This window comes from Synechococcus sp. ROS8604, from assembly GCF_014279655.1.
GTDB lineage: Bacteria > Cyanobacteriota > Cyanobacteriia > PCC-6307 > Cyanobiaceae > Synechococcus_C.
This window is the reverse complement of record NZ_CP047946.1, coordinates 1,280,345-1,297,224: the sequence shown is the minus strand read 5'-3', so window position 1 is coordinate 1,297,224 and position 16,880 is coordinate 1,280,345. Positions and strand designations below refer to the sequence as shown.

General features: G+C 50.6%; 18 protein-coding genes. 5 read left to right on the top strand and 13 right to left on the bottom strand.

The genetic code is table 11. The features are described 5' to 3' along the window. Position 1 precedes the first annotated feature (1 nt). Positions 2 to 1,369: a TldD/PmbA family protein gene (locus SynROS8604_RS06820; protein ID WP_186545618.1), complete on the top strand. Its 1,368-nt coding sequence runs from the start codon at positions 2 to 4 to the stop codon at positions 1,367 to 1,369. 10 nt (positions 1,370 to 1,379) lie between these two features. Then, the gene (gene fmt, locus SynROS8604_RS06815) at positions 1,380 to 2,408 is read left to right on the top strand and encodes a methionyl-tRNA formyltransferase (RefSeq protein WP_186545617.1); all 1,029 of its coding nucleotides are present in this window, start codon (positions 1,380 to 1,382) and stop codon (positions 2,406 to 2,408) included. A 10-nt stretch (positions 2,409 to 2,418) separates the two neighbouring features. Here fmt and SynROS8604_RS06810 read toward each other — a convergent pair whose 3' ends face one another. The 5 genes from SynROS8604_RS06810 to SynROS8604_RS06790 form a co-directional block, all read right to left on the bottom strand. Continuing rightward, on the bottom strand, positions 2,419 to 3,636 hold the full coding sequence (locus tag SynROS8604_RS06810; RefSeq protein ID WP_255445259.1) for a DEAD/DEAH box helicase: 1,218 nt from the start codon (positions 3,634 to 3,636) through the stop codon (positions 2,419 to 2,421). 95 nt (positions 3,637 to 3,731) lie between these two features. Next, positions 3,732 to 3,944: a hypothetical protein gene (locus SynROS8604_RS06805; protein WP_006852503.1), complete on the bottom strand. Its 213-nt coding sequence runs from the start codon at positions 3,942 to 3,944 to the stop codon at positions 3,732 to 3,734. Positions 3,945 to 4,081: 137 nt separating this feature from the next. Beyond that, positions 4,082 to 4,576, bottom strand: coding sequence for a hypothetical protein (locus tag SynROS8604_RS06800; RefSeq protein ID WP_186545616.1), 495 nt, complete (start codon positions 4,574 to 4,576; stop codon positions 4,082 to 4,084). Continuing rightward, the gene (locus tag SynROS8604_RS06795; protein WP_186545615.1) at positions 4,576 to 4,914 is read right to left on the bottom strand and encodes a DUF6464 family protein; all 339 of its coding nucleotides are present in this window, start codon (positions 4,912 to 4,914) and stop codon (positions 4,576 to 4,578) included. The genes SynROS8604_RS06800 and SynROS8604_RS06795 overlap by 1 nt, the downstream gene beginning before the upstream one ends. A gap of 4 nt (positions 4,915 to 4,918) precedes the next feature. Beyond that, positions 4,919 to 5,641, bottom strand: a complete 723-nt coding sequence (locus tag SynROS8604_RS06790; RefSeq protein WP_186545614.1) for a hypothetical protein — start codon at positions 5,639 to 5,641, stop codon at positions 4,919 to 4,921. Positions 5,642 to 5,678: 37 nt separating this feature from the next. Here SynROS8604_RS06790 and SynROS8604_RS06785 point away from each other — a divergent pair, with 37 nt between their 5' ends. From SynROS8604_RS06785 to SynROS8604_RS06775, 3 genes are all read left to right on the top strand, one after another. Further along, positions 5,679 to 6,446 carry a hypothetical protein gene (locus SynROS8604_RS06785; protein WP_186545613.1) on the top strand — a complete coding sequence of 256 codons (768 nt, stop codon included), beginning with the start codon at positions 5,679 to 5,681 and terminating at the stop codon, positions 6,444 to 6,446. 210 nt (positions 6,447 to 6,656) lie between these two features. Then, positions 6,657 to 8,537, top strand: a complete 1,881-nt coding sequence (gene dnaK / locus SynROS8604_RS06780; protein ID WP_186545612.1) for a molecular chaperone DnaK — start codon at positions 6,657 to 6,659, stop codon at positions 8,535 to 8,537. Positions 8,538 to 9,248: 711 nt separating this feature from the next. Next, positions 9,249 to 9,482 (top strand): hypothetical protein, encoded by a 234-nt coding sequence (locus SynROS8604_RS06775; protein ID WP_186545611.1) that lies wholly within the window; start codon positions 9,249 to 9,251, stop codon positions 9,480 to 9,482. Between the two features lie 82 nt (positions 9,483 to 9,564). Here SynROS8604_RS06775 and SynROS8604_RS06770 read toward each other — a convergent pair whose 3' ends face one another. The 8 genes from SynROS8604_RS06770 to typA form a co-directional block, all read right to left on the bottom strand. After that, positions 9,565 to 9,861, bottom strand: coding sequence for a DUF3104 domain-containing protein (locus SynROS8604_RS06770; protein ID WP_186545610.1), 297 nt, complete (start codon positions 9,859 to 9,861; stop codon positions 9,565 to 9,567). 370 nt (positions 9,862 to 10,231) lie between these two features. Further along, positions 10,232 to 10,426, bottom strand: coding sequence for a hypothetical protein (locus tag SynROS8604_RS06765; protein WP_006852494.1), 195 nt, complete (start codon positions 10,424 to 10,426; stop codon positions 10,232 to 10,234). A 909-nt stretch (positions 10,427 to 11,335) separates the two neighbouring features. After that, on the bottom strand, positions 11,336 to 12,283 hold the full coding sequence (gene ccsB, locus SynROS8604_RS06760; protein ID WP_186545866.1) for a c-type cytochrome biogenesis protein CcsB: 948 nt from the start codon (positions 12,281 to 12,283) through the stop codon (positions 11,336 to 11,338). A gap of 42 nt (positions 12,284 to 12,325) precedes the next feature. Then, positions 12,326 to 13,504: an LptF/LptG family permease gene (locus SynROS8604_RS06755; protein ID WP_186545609.1), complete on the bottom strand. Its 1,179-nt coding sequence runs from the start codon at positions 13,502 to 13,504 to the stop codon at positions 12,326 to 12,328. After that, complete coding sequence (gene lptB / locus SynROS8604_RS06750) at positions 13,501 to 14,229, bottom strand: LPS export ABC transporter ATP-binding protein (RefSeq protein ID WP_186545608.1); 729 nt, start codon at positions 14,227 to 14,229, stop codon at positions 13,501 to 13,503. Before lptB ends, SynROS8604_RS06755 begins: the two co-directional genes overlap by 4 nt. Continuing rightward, entirely contained in the window at positions 14,226 to 14,678 is a 453-nt protein-coding gene (locus SynROS8604_RS06745; protein WP_186545607.1) for an LptA/OstA family protein, read from the bottom strand. The genes lptB and SynROS8604_RS06745 overlap by 4 nt, the downstream gene beginning before the upstream one ends. A gap of 39 nt (positions 14,679 to 14,717) precedes the next feature. Further along, the gene (locus SynROS8604_RS06740; RefSeq protein WP_186545606.1) at positions 14,718 to 15,077 is read right to left on the bottom strand and encodes a DUF309 domain-containing protein; all 360 of its coding nucleotides are present in this window, start codon (positions 15,075 to 15,077) and stop codon (positions 14,718 to 14,720) included. Continuing rightward, positions 15,074 to 16,876, bottom strand: a complete 1,803-nt coding sequence (gene typA / locus SynROS8604_RS06735) for a translational GTPase TypA (RefSeq protein WP_186545605.1) — start codon at positions 16,874 to 16,876, stop codon at positions 15,074 to 15,076. The genes SynROS8604_RS06740 and typA overlap by 4 nt, the downstream gene beginning before the upstream one ends. Positions 16,877 to 16,880 lie beyond the last annotated feature (4 nt).

Here is a 16,880-nt window from a genome sequence, read left to right as displayed (position 1 = left end):
CATGACCCATACACCTCTCAATGTGAAAGAGCTCCGCGATCAGCTCCACACCCTCGCGACCAGGGACGGAATCCGTCGATGGGACCTTGGAGCCAGCCGAGGAATGAATGCCTCGGTGCAAGTGGATCGAGGTGAAGCCAAGCAAATGAAAGCGGCTCAACGCAGCTCGATCACCGTTCGCGTTTGGAATGAGCAAGGACTGGTTGGTATAACCAGCACGTCTGACCTTTCTCCAGGAGGCCTCGAGAAAGCCCTACATGGCGCTTATCAGGCCAGTTCCTTTGGCAACACAGAAGACATCCCAGGCTTTTCACCCTTGGCAACGGCACCGATTCCGGAGCTTGATCGGCCGCTAAAACCCTCTCAGAGCATTCAAAAATTGCTCAGCACCCTAAAAGAGGTGGAAGAGGAGCTGCTTTCCAAACATCCTGCGATCGAAACCGTCCCCTACAACGGCTTGACCGAAGGCAATAGCGAGCGGATCTACCTCAATAGCGAGGGGGCACTTCGCCACATGCAACGCACTCAGGCAAGCCTCTACCTGTATGCCCGTGCCGAAGAAAGCGGCAGAAAACCACGCAGCGGTGGGGCCGTTCGCGTTGCGCTTGGCAGTTCCGATCTTGACCTTGCCGGCTGTATCAAGGAAGCAGCCGAGCGCACCATCAGCCATCTCAACTACAAACCGATTGATACCGGTCGTTATTTGGTCTGTTTCACACCGGAGGCATTCCTTGATCTGATTGGTGCTTTCAACAGCATGCTCAATGCCAGATCGATTCTCGATGGCGTCAGCCTGAGCAGCAAAGAGTCGCTTGGCCAACAGCTCGCCGTGCCATTTTTTAATTTGCACGACAACGGGTTACATCCCGATCACGTGGGGGCAGCGGCCTTTGATGGAGAAGGCACACCAACCAAACGGCTCTGCCTCATCGGCAACGGCACCTTGGAGAATCTTCTCCATTCCGAAGCCACAGCACGTCAATTTGGAGTGTCTCCCACCGGTCACGCCGGACTCGGAGCCAAGGTCTCCGTTGGACCCGATTGGTTTGAGGTGACTTCCAGTCAAGGATTGATCAGTCCCGCTGCCCATCTCGACCATCGCAGCACCCAAGAGCCCTTCGTGTTGATTGAAAGCTTGAGCGCACTCCATGCAGGCGTAAAGGCCAGCCAAGGAGCCTTTTCACTGCCGTTTGATGGCTGGCTCGTGAAGGATGGCGAGCGCATCTCTGTGGAAGCAGCCACGATCGCTGGCGACATCCGCGAGGTTTTGAAAGAAATCGTTCACCTAGAACCCCATGAGGTGGTGACCCATCAAGGCGTTTCACCCCATGTCTGGGTGGATGGTTTAGCGATCACGGGAGAGGCCTGAGCTTCGCTCGATGAACATTTTGTTCTGGGGAACGCCCGACTATGCCGTGCCAACACTGGTGGCTCTCCATCAAGCTGGCCATACGCTTGTGGGAGTGGTCACCCAGCCGGATCGACGCCGGGGACGCGGAAAAACTTTGATTCCTTCATCGGTGAAAGCCAAAGCTCTTGAGCTGGGGTTAACGGTTTTCACCCCCGAACGCATCAAACAGGACAAAACCTGCCAACAGCAACTCGCTGAGCTCCATGCCGATCTGTCCGTGGTGGTGGCTTTCGGGCAAATTTTGCCCAAAAGTGTGCTGGATCAACCGCCGCTGGGATGCTGGAACGGCCATGGATCTCTGCTTCCCCGCTGGCGAGGTGCAGGACCAATTCAGTGGTCCCTGCTGGAAGGTGACTCCGAAACAGGTGTGGGGGTGATGGCCATGGAAGAAGGCCTCGACACTGGACCCGTTCTGATCGAAAGGAACCTATCGATTGGGCTACTCGATAACGGCCACACCCTGGCAGAGCGGATGAGTGCTCTGACAGCTGATCTGATGGTGGAAGCGATGCCATTGATCGAATCGGCAGGACATGGGTCCGAACCCGAGCGCAGAGCAAGGCTGAAGCTGGTCGACCAGGCCGATCGTCCTGGAGAAGCGAGTTACGCGCGCATGCTCAGCAAACAAGACCACCAAATCGACTGGTCCGCATCGGCACTCAACATTCATCGCAAGGTGATGGCGCTCTATCCGAATGCCGTCACGCTTTGGAACGACAAACGCCTCAAACTTCTGCATTGCGAACCGCTCATCGATCGCTTGAGAAAAGAGCTGCCGGCAGAGGTGCACCCCCTCATCGGCCGCTGGCCCACAGGAGGGCATCCACCAGGCACAGTGCTGGAATCGGTGAAGGGAATGGGCGTGGTGGTCAGCACGAATGGCTGCCCAATCCTGATTCGCGCTGCGCAGCTGGAAGGGAAAGGGCGGAGCCACGGCGACTCCCTGATCCAACAACTAAACGCAGCACCCAAACAACAGTTTGGCACGTTTACGTAACGAATTAGCGTTAGCGGCGGTACGCTCTCGTGCTACGCGTGTCTTGCCGACGGCGCGATGAGCCCCCTGAACGCCGTCCCCGTCCTCCGCTCAGATCCAGGGGGGCAGCCTTGAGAACGGTGGGCTCAAATCCCGGCACGTTTTCTCGACGAAGGGACTCACCCGTTAAGCGTTCAATTGCCTTCAAGAGCAGTGCCTCTTCAGCAGCAACAAGAGAAATGGCGTGTCCAGTTTCTCCAGCCCGACCTGTACGACCAATACGATGCACATAGTCCTCAGCAACATTCGGGAGATCGAGATTCACCACATGAGGCAGCTGCTGAATATCAATTCCTCGGGCTGCAATATCTGTGGCGACAAGAACGCGCACCGAACCGTCCTTAAATCCCTGCAAAGCGCGGGTGCGCGCACCCTGGCTCTTGTTGCCATGGATGGCAGCAGCTAGGAGACCCTGCTGACTGAGACGTTCCACAACACGATTGGCACCATGCTTCGTGCGGGAAAAGACCAACACCTGAAGCCAATCTCCACTGCGAATGAGATGGCTGAGCAGATCAATCTTGCGGACCATGTCGCAAGGATGAACAACCTGCTCCACAGAGCGCACGGTTTGGTTGGCAGGAGCCACCTGAATTTGAACAGGGTGATCAAGCAAGCCGGTCGCTAGTTTCCGAATTGGCGCACTAAAAGTGGCCGAAAACATCAGGGTTTGACGACGATCAGGAAGGCGAGAAATCACACGCCGGATGTCATGAATAAACCCCATATCCAACATTCGGTCGGCTTCATCAAGCACCAAAAATTCCACGCGGTCGAAACGAACAGCCCCCTGCTGGAGCAGATCTAACAAGCGGCCTGGGGTGGCAACCAACACATCAACGCCCTTCTGCAACCGCTGAATTTGAGGGTTGATCTTGACACCACCAAACACGACGTCACTGGTCAGCGGAAGATGCTTGCTGTAATCACGAACACTGGCCAACACCTGCGCAGCAAGCTCACGCGTAGGGGTCAGCACCAAGGCGCGTATTTGTGCGCGTCCAGGACGCGCTCCATGGTTCAGGCGCTCCAACATTGGCAGCGTGAAGCCTGCAGTTTTACCCGTTCCTGTTTGCGCTGCGGCCATCACATCCCGACCAGAGATCACAGCGGGAATGGCCTGCAACTGAATCGGCGACGGAGCGGTGTATCCCTTCTCCTGCAAAGCCTTCAGCAACGGCTGACTCAAACCAAGGGAATCAAAACCAGAGGCTGTGGACTCAGATGCGACAGGGGAAGCGGAAATGGCCAGCAGAGCGAAAGATTCAGCCTAGATCCACACCTTCAACCCTCCGTATAGAGCGAACGAGCCTGATTCCAGATCTGCTCCAGATCCTCATCTGAGAGGGCAAGCGCTTGCGGGTGCACCAAAGCCAACCACTGCCGCCGATGATCCGAGGCAGTGCCATCAAAAAACTGCTGGCCTGCGGCTAACACCCTGAATTTCAAAAATTCAAGCAGCACTGAGCGAGTTTTAATCCGTTCAGCATCCGTCATCAAGTTTTACCCGCAAGCTTGAGGAACTGCCAAATTTAAACAAAGGGGGAGATTCAAAAAACGGGCAGCAAGCACAACTAACCGAAAGATAAAAGGAAAGGCGACCAACAACCAACTCTCAAAAAACAGACAAACAATCACGACAACGAAGAACCCAATACTTTCATTGCGTCAGGATTCACGCCAAGCTCAAGGCGTTGACCCAAACAAACACCATCAAGATAGGGAGCAAGAATCTCAAGAACGGACGTGTTTTGCCAGTGCCTTATCTTTGTTTCTGGATGAGGCCGGTAAACCAAACCTGGAACATCAAAATCTAAAAGTCCAACAGAACGCAGGCGAACCTTCCAAAAGGAAAAGGTTTCAGGCGGATGTAAGTCGGTCCATTCCAGATCAGGAAACGAATAATCTGCATTGGTGAGCTGTAGCTCAGCAGGTGAAAACGAAAGGTTGAGTGTTCCAGGCCAATACGGAGAAAGATCAAGACCTAACGCCGCAAAAAACGGAGTTTGCATCGCAATCGTGCCTTTTGGGTAAGGAGACAGGCGTGGTTCAGCGCGATCCAAAGCTTGGCCTGAGGCCACTCCATGCCCAGCGAGCAGAACGGCTGAATGCCAACGGAAGGATGTCATCAACGAACTTCCCGGTGAACACAACGATCACAAGGTCCATCTGGCAATACGGCACAGCGAAGCAAAGGGCTCAAAGCATTGAAGCGGCACTCAGCGTCTCCAATCACCCAACCGTGACCAATAAACCGTGCATCAGCAGGCTGTTTTTGACATTTAACAAGGAGAACAATCGAAGACAGTTCATAACGACCTGAATACAATTTATAGCGATGTCTGCGTTGGATCACGAGATAACTGTCATGATCATGAGTAAACCAATGCCCCGGCATTGGAGGATCACTCAACTCCATGCGATCGAGCAAAACCTGCGTAGCAGCCTGACGTAATTCAACAAGCATCAGATCAAGCCTCGCGACCTAAGCGCTCTCTGCGCTCAGAAAAGCCCCAAATCATTAGCAAGGCAACAATGAGTAGGGTCCACCACGCAGGTGGATGCAAATCCGAAACAATCAGCGATCCAATGAGTTTGATGCCCACTAAACCAACCGCAAGATAACCAGCCGTCTCTAAGCGCGTATAAATATCAAGCCAGCGAATAAACAAACCAGAGGTAAATCGTAGCGCTATAACTCCAATTAAGGCCCCAGTAATCACAAGAATCAGTTGATCACTAATTGCGACAGCAGCAGCAACACTATCCACAGAGAAAGCGAGATCTGTTAGAGCCAAGGCAACAATCGTTCGCGCGAAAGAAATCGAGGTGACTTGCCCTGAGGATCCGGAAGAACTCTCGGTGTCTGATGGTTTGAACCAAAGATGGGATACGAAAAGCCAGAGAAGATAAACACCAGCAAGGAGTTGCAATGGCTTGAATGCCAACACCCACTGAGCCAACAAAATCAAGCCAACCCTGAAAAAGAAAGCAATGGATATACCAAGGTCAAGGGCCTTCTTTTCCTTGATTGGGTCATGTTGCTTGCGAGCGACAGCAGCTAAAGCGATCGCATTGTCAGCGGAGAGCACCAGCTCCAAGGCCACGAGCACTGGAAGGAGAGGCAAAAGCTCAGCCCATCGATCTACACCGTCGAGAACAGGAGTTAGGGACGTTAAGGCAGCTGAATCCATCCCAACAGCTTAGAAATGGTTACCCCCCTCCAGAGGCATGAAAACAAAGGTGGAGATTTGCCACATCGATAGCAATCGATGTGTGGTGCGTGTCAGCGGCTTTGATGGAGAACGAGATCTGGGTAGCTCGCTAGGAGAGGGAGGCGATGCTGAGGAGGCAGAGGACAGAGCTCGACAGCGATTAGAGGAACGTAATCTGAAAGGGAAGGTGAGCTCTGAGCCGAAGCGGAACCCGCAGCCAGCCATCAAACAGCAGGGTGACCCCCAGGTGCAACCAGCAAAACCAGCCAAAGATCCAGGCAGTAGTGAGACCAATCCAGCCAACACAGCGTCCAAAATCCCCGTTCAGAAGAATGAGCCTCAGCCCGTCTCCACTCCTGAACCAAGCGAAGCTCCCACGGACCCGGAGGATTGGAGCGAAGAACTAACAGCCATCGATCTACAACTAAAACGAATTGGCTGGACCCGGGATCAGGAAAAGATCTATTTGGAGCGAGCCTATGGCCATGGAAGCAGGCACAAATTAACGAGATATAGCGATCTCGTTTCCTTTCTCAATAAGCTTAAAAGCATTGAAGCCGGCGCTGATGCCGGTTCATCTCCAACTCCGTTACGCAGAAGCGACTTAATCGCGCAAGGCGACGAAATGCTCACGACACTGAAATGGGATCAAGAACGTGCAAAGACGTTCCTGCAGTCAAAACTAGGGGCCTCATCAAGGCAACAACTCAGTGACGAACAATTATTTGAGTTCAACATGTTATTAGAAGAGCAACTCATAACCGCAATACCACAAGAAAACTAGACGCGATTCGGACTTAGAATCGAAGCAAATAAGGCACAAACCCGACCTTGGACAAGCCCATCAAAAAAACAGAATAAAGAAGTCGTATAAACCGTACTCCAACCGAACCAAAAGGATGGATTTGGGGGAAAACCCACCTCATTGGTTGGGTTTACTCGCTCCTTGCTTGGAAGAGTTATCCACAAAAATAGATTCAATCAATAAAAACAAATGACAAAAGTAATTGGCATTGACCTAGGCACAACCAACAGCTGTGTCGCCGTAATGGAAGGGGGAAACCCCACCGTGATCGCAAATGCAGAAGGGTTTAGGACCACTCCCTCTGTGGTTGCCTACACCAAGGGCAAGGACCAGCTCGTTGGACAGATCGCCAAACGCCAAGCGGTGATGAATGCAGACAACACATTTGGATCTGTCAAACGCTTCATTGGCAGGCGCACGGATGAGGTCACCGATGCAACCAAAGACGTTCCATACACCGTTGAATCGGTAGGAAGCAAGATCAAAATCCAATCATCATGGATGGAGAAATCCTTCTCTCCAGAGGAGATCAGCGCCAGTGTGCTTAGGAAGCTGGCCGATGATGCCTCGAAATATTTGGGTCAAACCGTGACTCAAGCGGTGGTGACTGTTCCCGCCTACTTCAATGACTCCCAGCGACAAGCCACTAAAGATGCTGGCAAAATTGCTGGCCTAGAAGTCCTGAGGATCATCAACGAACCCACAGCAGCAGCGCTGGCTTACGGTTTGGATAAGAGGGATGCAGAAAAGATCCTGGTCTTTGACTTGGGAGGTGGAACGTTTGATGTCTCCATCTTGGAAGTAGGAGATGGTGTTTTTGAAGTGATCAGCACCTGTGGTGATGCCCATCTTGGAGGTGACAACTTCGACAAAGTGCTTGTTGATTACATGGCTGAAACCTTCCAAAAAGAGGAAGGGATTGATTTAAGGAAGGATTCGCAAGCCCTGCAACGCCTCACGGAAGCGGCAGAAAAAACAAAGATTGAACTCTCCTCTTCCACACAGAGCGAAGTGAATCTCCCCTTCATCACGGCAACGGCTGATGGTCCCAAGCATCTGACGCTGACAGTGACCCGAGCCAAATTTGAGGAGTTGTCTTCTGATTTGATTGATCGTTGTAAGAAACCAGTTCAACAGGCGATCAAGGACGCCAAACTCTCAGCTCATGACCTCAGTGAAGTCGTGATGGTGGGCGGCAGTTCACGCATTCCTGCCGTGTTGGAGCTGGTCAAAGCGGCAACGGGTCAAGATCCCAATCAAACCGTGAATCCTGATGAGGTGGTTGCCATCGGTGCAGCTGTGCAGGGGGGTGTTCTCTCAGGTGAAGTGAAAGACATCCTTTTATTGGATGTCACGCCTCTTTCCTTGGGAGTGGAAACCATGGGCAGTGTGGTGAATGTGATGGTTCCGAGGAACACAACCATTCCAACAAACAAAACCGAGATCTATTCCACCGCCATGGATGGCCAAACCTCCGTGGAGATTCACATTCTCCAAGGAGAGCGACAGATGGTGTCTGATAACAAGAGCCTTGGAACCTTCCGATTAGATGGGATCCCTGCTGCGCCTCGTGGTGTTCCTCAAGTAGAAGTGGCTTTTGACATTGATGCCAATGGAATCTTGAGTGTCACAGCAAAAGATAAAGGCTCAGGGAAAGAACAATCGATCACCATCAGTGGTGCCTCAACCCTCAGCGAGGACGAAGTGGATCGAATGGTGAAGGACGCAGAAGCACACGCTGACTCGGATCAGCAAAAGCGAGAAGCGATCGACACCAAGAACGACGCTGAATCCCTGATTTACCAGGCAGAAAAGCAACTGCTGGAATTAGAAGGCAAGATCTCAGCCGAGGCCAAAACCAAAGTGGAGTTGGTGCTATCGGAACTCAAGGAAACCCTTAAAACAGAGAACACACCGCTCATCAAGGAACGCCTTGATGGAGTGAAAACTGCGCTGATGGAAATGGGGACTTCCCTGTACTCGCAGCAGGAAGAGGCGCCTGAAGCCTCACAACCAAACAGTGAGAACGATGATGTGATCGATGCTGAATTTGTCGAGTCACCTCGGTAGAGATCGATCGTTTGATCGGGAACATCGTGATGTAGGGAGGCCCAAAAGGCCTCCCTACATCACATCAACAAGAAGGGCAAAAAGCGAAACACCACTCCCAAGAACAACGCAAAGGCCTGCCGGTCTCAGGCGTCGCAATCGAGACTTCTTAAGGTTTGCTCCATGGCAAAGACTTTATGTGCGCATACCGTGACAGAACGAAGAGGCAAACACAATGGCCAACACTTCCAAAAAAGGCGTTTCCTGCATGAAGTGGGATTCAGACGGTGAGCTTTCTACCCATGACACCCATGCATTGATTCAACGCCTAGCTCATGCAGAGAAATCTCGTCGAGCCATGCTTGATCACCATGAACTGCGCAGATGGCGATCACGGATGAACGGTGATGTCCAGTCTTGCCAAACACTGGCCAGTTAGCCAATGCCATCTTGGCAAGTGGCGCGGCAATCAGTCGCCAAGTGAACAGTCGCCAAGTGAACTTTCAAAGACAACTTTTAATAGTTACATGGAGTTGAATAGACTTCGATTCAAACCATTTTCAGCCGAAAACAATAAAGAGCATTGAAAGCAAACAGTACGGATTACTTGCTTTCAATGCAATTACGCAACACAATAAAATATCAAAACCGAAAAAAGCCTCACCACTAGAGACTATTGTCAAAAATCCTTTTGGTCACTATAGTTTAGACAAGAACTGGAGTCTCATCCATTTGGCAAAACAGCAGAAGATCAACCCTCCCTATTCAAGAAAAGAGATGGTCGATTCACTCTGTGCCAAATGGAATTCAATGCGGGAGAGCAGCCCTGATCACAATCAGCTGAGCCTAGAACAATTTCGAGACCTAGCCCGCACAGAAACTGATGAAGAGCTTTTCAGAGATTGCTGTAATTCAGCAAAGAAAGAAGGCATCACACTATCGGAATTTATGACTCGCTATGTGTAAATAGAGAGAATTCCTACTTTTAAAAAATATTGTTATGGACAAGGGGAGCGTTGAACATCACAGCTTCGAAGCAGCAGGCTATTTAATCATTTGACAAACCATCTAGCCCATACAACACATGTGATATTTCATCCACATTTACCCAGCTGATCTTCTCGTCATCAACATCCACAACTTGAATCACACGATCTCCACTGGGATCTCTAGCTTCAGCTTTACAAGAAACAACCTGTCCCATCCACCAGCTGTGATCCTTCTTGAGTTGTACTTGGTTTTCCCCTTTAACAATGATGTAGTCACCGGGCTTTACACCAAGAAAAGCTGGATAAGCAACCTGGCCATAGGGAAATGGCGTGCGCTCCTTAGCTTCATAACTCATGATTTAAGCCCTATCTTCTACAGCTCTAACCCAAACAAAAAATAAATGCCACTCTGCATAGCGAAATGTAAAGAAAACCTAAAGGGCCAAGGCTCATCAGGGCACTGATCTCAAAATCAAGAGCTCAAAGTCGAGAAAGCTCAAAGGCAAACGGCTGTACGAGCCAGCGCCGGCATGCTTTCCTCGATGCCAGAAAAGGAAACCAGGATCAACCAAGACGGACCTATGACAACGCACCAATCGTGAACGATCAATAAATCATCAAATCAGGTGAATGAAACAACGTTTTGGCCATAAAAAAGCTGCGAAGCTAGAGATCATCTCTTGCCTCGCAGCGCCTTGTTAAAACTCGATGAATCAGCTGAGTTTATCAGCAATCAAACACTTTGCACATTGGTGAACCGGGGTGGGTATCACAGATATCATCCAACACTTTGTCTTTGTGACGATTAGCTGGATTGTCTAAGCCACCATTTTCCTTGGGATCAAACTCGTCAGCAGAATGCTTTTCGTTCGTGCTGTAGGGAACTTTGAACTTTTCGTACTTATCGGTGATGTCCGTCATGATGAGTCAACAAGAACAATTAGATACTAACTGTATATTCCATCGAATGGATTAAATGAATATGACGATTAATTGTCCTGGTATCAAAACTAACAGTTGATTTGCGCCCGAGGCAACAAATGTGTGCATTTCATACTGTGACCTTGACAACCCTTGCCAGGGTCTCCGCAGACAGCTGCAACAAAAGAATGGAAGGTTCCAGTTGGGAATTCAGGCTGGAAGGCACAGCCAGCCTTTCTTTGTAGCGATCAATATGAATACGATATCATCAACATTAAGCCAGAAAAATACTGAAATCATCAGCAAAAGCTTCATCAGCACTTGCTAGCGAAGTTGGCAGCAGTACAAACGTTATAAGCAAAGCTTTTGCGAGCATTGCTCAATCGATGCTGCGGCGACAGATGTTACAAGCATATGCAATTCATTCCTCATAGTCGCACTATATACATACGTATCAGGTCTACTTCTAGCCCAGATTGCTTCAAGGTGGAGGTCAGCCACTGGTTAGACGGAAGCTCAGATCACAGGAGAAACAGAAAGAGCACAATGAACGAACTTCCAATCAAGAAGACCTTGTCTGGAGCTTTATCAATGTCAAATGGTTGGTATCTCTGTTGTTCCATTTTGTAAAAGAGCGGAAAGCCATCCTAGTCCATTCAATCTCTAACCGTGTTCTACCAAAACGTTGAAGCATTCACTGACTCATCTGGTACCTGCCATGCTTTCCCTCAAATGGGTGAGCGAGGTAACTAGTTGTTTCCCATTTGAGGAGTTTGCTCTCAGTCTATTGGAGAGATAATTGAAAGATAGAGAAAGAACTTGCCTTTATCGCCGTACATGGCACACATACCAAATGGTCTAAATGGTCCTCTTCTAAGCGATCACAACTCAAAACCCAACGAAAACCTTTTATCCAAAGAACCAGCCATAACTATGGAGACCAATACCCAGAAGATTCACGCCGATATAACAAACGCCAATCACAACCAACCCTGCACTCGCTACGAATGCCGGACGCCTTCCCTGCCAGCCTCTGCTTAAGCGCGTATGCAGATAAGCGGCATACACAAGCCAGCAAATGAGTGCCCAGGTTTCCTTGGGATCCCAGCTCCAGTAGCTGCCCCAGGCCTCATTGGCCCACACAGCCCCGCTAATGATGCCAACGGTGAGCAGGAGAAAGCCAACCGTAATCGTGCGGTAGCTGAGGCTGTCCAAACGTTCGTTCCGAGTGAACTGAACCGATGAGAGCTCAATGGAAGACGTGGTTCCTTCAGGGTCACCCACGCTGCCGAGGGGAGTCGCAAGCGCAGCACGTCGATACCCTCCACTTCCTATCGAGCTGCTGCGCAGTTGCAAAGCATGACCACGGTCGGTCAGCAAAACAGCCACTGATAACAGTGAGCCCACCAAAAGGGCGGCATAACTCACCATAATCACGCTCACGTGCATGACCAGCCAACTGGATCGCAGCGCTGGAACGAGCGGAGACGCTTCTTGCAACTGGTCAGGAAGCGCAAAGCTGGCAAACGCGATACACCCCAAACCCATCGGAGTCGCGGCTGCAGCGACAATCGGCGTAGGCCAAGTTCTCTCCACCAGCAATTGAGTGAGCGTGCAGGCCCAGGCCAAGAAGCAAAGTGATTCGTAGAGGTTGCTGATCGGGAAATGTCCCGATTGCCACCAACGCAGGACCAGTTGAGCCGTTAATGCCAGGTTGGCAGTGGCAATCAGCAACGTGACGAGGCCAGACGTCTGTTCAGAGCTCACTTTCCAGAAGGCGAGCGGCAGGGCCAACAGCAACAGACCGAAAGAAAACAATCCCAGGCCAAGCACCGGATCAATCCCAGCCAACTCCATGAACGCCATCACCACGAAACAACCTGATTCTGACGTGTTTGGTTACCGGCTGGCCTGCCGCAACAACACTCCACCACCAGCAAGACAAATCAAAACAGGCACCCAAGCGGCTAGGGGGGGAGGCAAGGTGCCTTTCACACCGAGGGAACTGAAACTGAAACTCAAAACGTAGTAAACAAAAATCAGAACGACGCTGATACCAAATCCCTGACTCCGACTGGTTCTGCTGTTGGGCTTGGCACCAAGACTTGAACCAATCAAACCAAACACCAAACAGGCCATCGGAACAGTAAATTTCTCCTGGATTCGAACCCTTAGCCTGCGTGCTTCTTTGCGGTCCCCCGCATCAGAGAGCAGTTGTTCAGCTTCAATGGCTTCCGACACGGTCATATTGTTGGCATCTTTAGGCAATTTCGCGATCCGTAACGGCGCAGGGCTCAGTGGATAGAAATATCGATCGAAATCCGCTGATGTTGTACTACCAGATGGAGTCAGAGTAAGAATTTTGCCGTCATTAAACTCCCACTTAGCCTGAGACTCGTTCCAATTTGCATGGTCAGCAACAAGCATCTGAGTAAATCCAAATCGCGAAAAATCTAAAACAGTGACGCCAATCATCTTTCCGTCTATAAACTTAGTTGCATAAAATAATTGGGTTAAACCTTTACCTACATCTCCATCAGGACCAGTGACTCGTCCAAAACGGGAGTAGATGATGTCTTCTCCCTTCTCAGCAGCAATCGCTTGACCCAGGGCACGTTGCAATGTGAATTCAGCAGAGCGATTCGTACGAGGCACGATGACATCGTTGAAAACAAACGAAAGGCCTGTCATCAACAGTGCCAAGGCAATCGCAGGTGCAATCATGCGACTCGCTGTAACGCCAACACTTCGTAGTGCCGTCAGCTCGCTATTGGCAGAAAGTCGGCTATAGGCAAGCAGCGATGCAATCAACGTCGCCATTGGGAAAGAAATCACCAAAAAACTGGGCAACTTCAGCAACAGCACCTGTACGGCAATCGTCCATGGGAGATTCGATTCAACAATCTTGCGAACCAGATCAAACATCACCCCTACGGATAGGGATACGACCGTAAATAATGTGAGACCAAACAATAATGGGCCAATGAGCTCACCAAGAAGCCACCGATCAAGCAATGGAATTCGATGAATAAGCTTGCGAATTTTATGTTGGACATCTATCAAAATATGATTATTCAAAGCTGAAAATCCTCCCCAAGATAATGACGGCGTACGAGTGGGTCATGCGCCACTTCATCAGAGCGGCCGGAAGCAAGGATGCTTCCTTCCGTCAAAATGTAGGCCCGATCCGTAATAGCAAGAGTTTCTCGAACGTTATGGTCGGTAATAAGGATGCCCATTCCGCGTTCGCGCAGCCCGTGGATCATTTGTTGCAGATCAGCTACAGCCAGTGGATCCACCCCCGCGAAGGGTTCATCAAGAAGTAGATAGCGCGGACCTTCTAAACCAACGGCAAGGGCACGGGCGACTTCACAACGCCTGCGTTCACCACCCGAAAGCTGGTACCCACAACGATGGATGAAAGACTCGAGATGAAAGTCCTCGATTAATTGATGGAGACGTTGACGACTATCGGCCTTAGAAAGTCCGCTTTGAACTAACACAAGTTCAAGGTTTTCTTGAACGGTCAATTGGCGAAACACACTGGGTTCCTGCGGCAGGTAGCCAATGCCAAGACGAGCCCTTTGGGGCATCGGCAAGTCCGCGACGGGATGCCCATCCAGAAGAACTTGACCGCTATCAGGACGCAACAATCCAATCACTAAATTGAAGCTTGTGGTTTTGCCTGCCCCATTGGGTCCAAGCAAGCCAATCACTTCACCAGGCTTCAAAGTCAGTGAAAGGGAGCGGACTAACGTTCGGCCACCCAGGGTCAGAGTGACCTGCTCAAGACTCAAACTCATGGCGTTAAGGGAGTCTGCGAGGAGGGACTCTGCTTTAACAAGAGGGTGGACTGCACTTGCTGACCCGGCATTGGTTTCGCCAGAGCACGTTCATCGTCAAGGTTGTAAGTAACCCGTTCAGCGCGAATACTATTTCCATCCTCCTGCACCACATCCACATCTCCGCTTAAAACCAGCAACGCTTCCCGGCTGAAATACTGCGCCTGACGGGACGTTGCCACCATCCCTCGAGAGGGATAAACAATCCGAACATTACCCAGGGCTGTCACGACACCTGTGATGTTGTCGGCGCTTTGCGTATCCGATTCAATCGTGATCAAACTGTCTTCTGCTTCTGCTGTCTGAGCACTCACAGGGAGCACAGAACAAGCAAACACCAACAGGGCAGCAGCGGATACGAGATTGCCAATCCGATTGTTCATTGCAACTGCGAGGGAACGGAAGACCATCAGAGCACCCTCATCATCAAAGCCAATGTACCTAGAAACTCAGGAGTGGTCACGCAACTCAGGTACTGGAAGTACGACAGGATCAGTCTCATGTTGCAACGCTTCAAGCCTCAAACGGGCCTGATCTCGAACCGAGGGTAAATCGAGCCCAAGATCACCTGGTTGGGCGGAAGAAAGACGTCCTACTCCTTCACCCAACAAAATTGTTGCTCCCTTGAGGTTGCCCCGTTCTAAATGAACGTGAGCAACTGCGATTTGCAGAATTCCTTGGAGCAATCGACGTTCCGGTCCTGCCGTTTCATGCCAAATCTCCTCAAAAGCATCATGCGTCTCATACCAGGCACGTCGATTAAAAAGATCGACGGCCTGCTGGAATCGGGGATCTAAGCGAGCGCTCAACGCTTAGCCATTTTTTTGGCTGGTAATTTCCTTAACCGCATGGATTCAGGAGTGACTTCCAGCATTTCATCAGGACCGATGTATTCCAGAGCCCGCTCGAGCGTCATCTGAATCGGTGACTGCAATGTGTCTAAAACATCTGCTCCAGCAGAACGAATGTTGGTAACTTGCTTTGCCTTGCAGATATTAATTTCCATATCTTGCTGACGGGTGTTCTCACCAATGATCATTCCCTTATAAACCTTAGTGCCTGGAGTAATAAAGAATTGGCCACGATCTTCCGCTCCTTTAAGAGCATAGAAAGTAGCTGTGCCTTCTTCAAATGCAATCAAAACACCGTTCCTTCGCGTATCGAACTCACCCTGCATCGGGCGATATTCGAAAAATGAATGGCTCATGATTCCTTCTCCGCGAGTAGCGCGAATGAATTCACCGCGGAAACCAATCAGCCCCCGCGACGGAACCACAAATTCGAGTTGCGTGCGGTTGTCAGCGCCTGTTTCCATGTTCTGCATCTCAGCTTTGCGCGTTCCGAGCTTCTCGATACAGGAACCAACGGCAGCTTCAGGAACATCCATCACCAGTGTTTCCACAGGTTCACAGGGAGTTCCATCAATGGTGCGGAAGATCACTTGAGGCTGAGACACTTGAAACTCATAGCCCTCGCGTCGCATCGTCTCAATCAAGATGCCGAGGTGAAGTTCCCCCCTCCCACTCACAGCAAAACGATCTGGGGAATCCGTATCTTCAACCCGTAACGCCACATTGGTGAGCAGTTCGCGCTGCAAGCGATCGCGAAGCTGGCGACTGGTCACAAACTTGCCTTCTTTCCCCGCGAAAGGTGAATCATTGACCACAAAGGTCATTTGCAGGGTGGGTTCATCAACCTTGATGAGCGGTAAAGCTTTTGGCTCATCAGGGCAAGCAATCGTTTCGCCGATGTTGACATCATCAAAACCAGCCACTGCCACAAGATCGCCAGCAGATGCCTCTTCGATATCGACTCTTTGAAGACCCTCGAAGCCCAAAAGCTTACTGATACGACCTTTTTTGACGCTGCCGTCATCTTTAATGAGCGTAGCTCTTTGCCCCTGTTTAATAACACCATTATGAACGCGACCAATGATGATCCGACCAAGGAAATCGGAATAATCAAGAGTCGTGATTTGAAGCTGTAGAGGCTTCTCAGGATCTCCTACTGGAGGCGGAACATGACGCAAAATTGCATCAAAGAGAGGACGCATATTGTCGCTCTCTGTTTTCATATCGGGCTTCGAGAAGCCACCCAAACCACTCCCGAACAAATAAGGGAAATCACACTGATCGTCGTCAGCACCAAGCTCTAGAAAGAGATCAAGAACCTTATCGACAGCCGTTTCTGGGTCGACACGTGCACGGTCAATCTTGTTGACGAACACAATCGGTCTTAAACCCTGCTCGAGGGCTTTTTTAAGCACAAAACGGGTTTGGGGCATGGGCCCCTCGTTTGCATCAACGATCAGCAAACATCCATCCACCATGCCGAGCACACGCTCGACTTCGCCCCCGAAATCAGCGTGGCCAGGGGTATCAACAATATTGATTCTCGTGTCGTTATAGGTGACCGCAGTATTTTTCGAAAGGATCGTAATTCCGCGCTCCCGCTCCAAATCGTTGGAATCAAGAACGCATGTTGGAACGGCCTCGTTGTCGCGAAAGATTCCGGACTGGCTGAGCAGGGCATCCACCAGAGTGGTTTTGCCGTGATCCACGTGGGCGATGATCGCTATATTGCGAATCGCCTTGTTCGGGGCGCTCATGAGG

What these genes read in the sequence shown, in the direction of transcription:
- SynROS8604_RS06765 (WP_006852494.1), bottom strand. Translation starts at nt 10,426, where the DNA reads ATGACGGACATCACCGATAAGTACGAAAAGTTCAAAGTTCCCTACAGC.
- SynROS8604_RS06785 (WP_186545613.1), top strand. Translation starts at nt 5,679, where the DNA reads ATGAAAACAAAGGTGGAGATTTGCCACATCGATAGCAATCGATGTGTG.
- fmt (WP_186545617.1), top strand. Translation starts at nt 1,380, where the DNA reads ATGAACATTTTGTTCTGGGGAACGCCCGACTATGCCGTGCCAACACTG.
- typA (WP_186545605.1), bottom strand. Translation starts at nt 16,876, where the DNA reads ATGAGCGCCCCGAACAAGGCGATTCGCAATATAGCGATCATCGCCCAC.
- dnaK (WP_186545612.1), top strand. Translation starts at nt 6,657, where the DNA reads ATGACAAAAGTAATTGGCATTGACCTAGGCACAACCAACAGCTGTGTC.
- SynROS8604_RS06795 (WP_186545615.1), bottom strand. Translation starts at nt 4,914, where the DNA reads ATGCTTGTTGAATTACGTCAGGCTGCTACGCAGGTTTTGCTCGATCGC.
- SynROS8604_RS06820 (WP_186545618.1), top strand. Translation starts at nt 2, where the DNA reads ATGACCCATACACCTCTCAATGTGAAAGAGCTCCGCGATCAGCTCCAC.
- lptB (WP_186545608.1), bottom strand. Translation starts at nt 14,229, where the DNA reads ATGAGTTTGAGTCTTGAGCAGGTCACTCTGACCCTGGGTGGCCGAACG.
- SynROS8604_RS06745 (WP_186545607.1), bottom strand. Translation starts at nt 14,678, where the DNA reads ATGGTCTTCCGTTCCCTCGCAGTTGCAATGAACAATCGGATTGGCAAT.
- SynROS8604_RS06800 (WP_186545616.1), bottom strand. Translation starts at nt 4,576, where the DNA reads ATGACATCCTTCCGTTGGCATTCAGCCGTTCTGCTCGCTGGGCATGGA.
- SynROS8604_RS06805 (WP_006852503.1), bottom strand. Translation starts at nt 3,944, where the DNA reads ATGACGGATGCTGAACGGATTAAAACTCGCTCAGTGCTGCTTGAATTT.
- ccsB (WP_186545866.1), bottom strand. Translation starts at nt 12,283, where the DNA reads ATGGAGTTGGCTGGGATTGATCCGGTGCTTGGCCTGGGATTGTTTTCT.
- SynROS8604_RS06770 (WP_186545610.1), bottom strand. Translation starts at nt 9,861, where the DNA reads ATGAGTTATGAAGCTAAGGAGCGCACGCCATTTCCCTATGGCCAGGTT.
- SynROS8604_RS06790 (WP_186545614.1), bottom strand. Translation starts at nt 5,641, where the DNA reads ATGGATTCAGCTGCCTTAACGTCCCTAACTCCTGTTCTCGACGGTGTA.